Source organism: Mycobacterium sp. TH-M116 (genome assembly GCF_057473685.1).
The window spans coordinates 1-2,829 of the sequence record NZ_JBYCLC010000096.1; the positions used below are offsets into that span (position 1 = coordinate 1).

A 2,829-nucleotide genomic window follows, 5' to 3' on the forward strand; every position below is an offset into this window, starting at 1 on the left:
ACTTGACGGATTTTAAGTCCGCTGCCTCTGCCAATTGGGCTATGGGGGCCCGGCGGCGAATGTAGCGTGCGCGAGCGGGACCGGGGGCATCGCATCCCCTCAAGGCCGGACCGCGCCTGAAGATGCGACCCTGCCGCGCTTCGAGTATCTTCCCGCCGCCGAGCCGCGTACGTCCCGCACTGCCGCTCTGGCCACATGACAGCGCTATGTCGCTCGACGGCGACTTGTTAAAACTGCCCGCGCCAGCGTTAAAAAAGCGTAAACGGCTGCCAGCTCGATCTTTTCGGTCGCGACTGTGGAGACGTGGGTCGCTAGCCTTACGCCAATGCACAGCAGCCGTCGGGCAAACACCCAGGGTCGATCGACCGCATTGGGCCGACGGTTTTGACACGACGGAGGAATGGATGTCAATTCTGAAAACACTGCCCGCAGAATTGTCCGCGGCGGCGGCGCAGCTGGAGGCCATCGTCAGTTCACTGAGCGCGCAGCACGCCGGCGCCGCGGCGGCGACCACGGCCATCGCTCCGGCAGCCGCTGACCCGGTGTCGTTACAGCAGGCGGCAATCTTCTCGGCGTACGGCACTCAGTACCAGGCGACGGCGACGCAAGCTCAGACCGAACAGCAGCAGTATGTGAACACGCTGAATCAGACTTCCGGTACCTACGCAGCCGCCGAGGCCACCAACTCGGCCCAACAGTCCCTGGACCCAGTTTCATTGATCAACCAGGCCTACAACTTCCTGAGCAGCAGCAACGGGCTCTTCAGCCCCTCCAGTGGTGGAACCAGCATCGCCATGGATGAGATGGGCAACTGGGCCTCGGCCTACTCGGACACCATCGGGATGGGCGGCGGCGGTCTTCTGTCGGCGATATCGGCTCCCGAAGAGGCCGGCGCCGACCTGGGCGGCCTCGGCGGCCTTGCCGGCGCAGCGGACCTCGCGGGCACGACGACGCCGGCCGTCGGCTCCGGCATCGCCGGCATGGGTGCGATGCCGATGGCCAGCGTGGGTTCGGCGACCATGGTCGGCAAGTTGTCGGTGCCGCCCAGCTGGGGCGGCACAGTCACTACCGTGTCGAGTACCAGCCTGATGGACCCGATGGCCCTGCCGAGCGCGGGCTGGACTACCGCCGCGCCCCAGGCCGGCACCGGGACCTTCGTGCCGGGCATGCCCGGCATGGGCGCGGCTGCGCGCAACGGCGCCGGGTTCGGTGCGCCGCGCTACGGCGTCAAGCCCCTCGTCATGCCCAAGCCGACGACAGTCTGAGCGGCGCACCCGCGCTACACAAACAGTCACCAAGAATCCGAATTCAGCTCACTAGAGGAACAGGACAGAACAGACATGGTCATGGATTTTGGAGCGATACCCCCGGACGTCACGTCGGCGCTCATGTATTCGGGAGCGGGCTCCGGACCGCTCATGGCCGCGGCCGCCTCGTGGTCCAACCTGGCTGCGGAGCTGAGTACCGCGGCGTCCCAATGGGAGTCGATCGTCACGACGCTGAGCACCGAGCACTGGACGGGTGTGGGGTCGACGGCGGCGGTCACCTCAGCCGAATCCGTCGTGACCTGGCTGACCACTGCGACGGCGGCGGCCGAACATGCGGGCGCCCAGGCGACGGCGTCGGCGGCCGCTTTCGAAGCGGCGTTCTCCGCGACGGTGCCCCCGCCGGTGATCGCCGCCAACCGTGCTCAGCTGGCGGCGCTGGTCGCGACCAATTTCCTGGGCGTCAACACGGCGGCGATCATGGCCACCGAGGCCCAGTACGCCGAGATGTGGGTCCAGGACGCCACCACCATGTACACCTACCAGGCCGCCTCAACGGCGGCCGGCGCGCTTGCGCCACTCACGCCGCAGACGCCGACCGCCAACCCGGGCGCGGCGGGCATCCAAGCCGCGGCCACAGCCCAGAGCGCGGCGGCAGCGCCCGCGCAGGGGGGCATCGGTTCTGCCATCTCGGGACTGCAGACCGGCTTCTCCGGGTTGGAGAGCTCACTGAATTCGGTTCTGACGCTCGACGGCCAGATCCCGTCGATTGCCGATTTTGCCGGGATCCCGGTCGTCCAGAATGTCATCTACAACATCGGTGTCACCGCGGCGTGGAACGTCGCCATGATCACCGCGACCTTCCCGCTTCTCGGCCACTTCCTTGCCGGTGCTCCCTTAGGTGTCACCCCGTTCGTCGACGACGTCACACCTCTCGGCGCCGGTTTGGGTATAGGAACGTCTCTCGTGGGGTCGACCACGCCGATGGGCCTGGGCGGCGCGGTGTCGGCAGGTCTCGGCGAGGCATCTGCCGTCGGCGGTCTGTCGGTGCCGGCCGGCTGGTCGGCGGCCGCTCCGGCCACGTTGGCCTCCGCGACCGCTCCGGTGGAGGGTTCGGGCTGGACCGTGGCTTCTGAGGCGGCCGAGCCGGTCACGGCGATGCCCGGAATGCCGGGCATGGCGGGCGCGGCCAAGGGCGCCGGCGCCTACGGGGCCGGCCCCCGCTACGGCTTCAAGCCGATCGTCATGCCCAAGCAGGTGGTGGTCTGAGATCGCACGTCTGAGCTCGCGCAAAGCCGAGTTCGGAAAATGGTGGGACATGTCATCGAATTGAGGCAAGCTGTCAACGGGCAGGTCGTAGTCTGTCCGGGATGCGGTCGTCCCCGCATCGACGACGGCTGAGCAAGACTTCAGCCGCACCGCGGCTCGAAAGACAAGAAAGATCAAGAAAGACAAGGAGACAGGAACATGGCTACACGTTTTTTGACTGATCCGCATGAGATGCGGGCGATGGCGGGTCGTTTCGAGACCCATGCGCAGACGGTGGAGGATGAGGCCCGCAAGA

2 protein-coding genes and 1 pseudogene are annotated in these 2,829 nt (G+C 66.9%); all 3 read left to right on the plus strand.

The window, feature by feature from the left end:
• Positions 1 to 404: 404 nt before the first annotated feature.
• On the plus strand, positions 405 to 1,265 hold the full coding sequence (locus tag AC2VOK_RS04760) for a PPE family protein, SVP subgroup (RefSeq protein WP_428899462.1): 861 nt from the start codon (positions 405 to 407) through the stop codon (positions 1,263 to 1,265).
• An 81-nt stretch (positions 1,266 to 1,346) separates the two neighbouring features.
• On the plus strand, positions 1,347 to 2,534 hold the full coding sequence (locus AC2VOK_RS04765; RefSeq protein WP_428899463.1) for a PPE family protein: 1,188 nt from the start codon (positions 1,347 to 1,349) through the stop codon (positions 2,532 to 2,534).
• 198 nt (positions 2,535 to 2,732) lie between these two features.
• A pseudogene (locus AC2VOK_RS04770) lies at positions 2,733 to 2,829 on the plus strand (WXG100 family type VII secretion target); the annotation flags it as partial.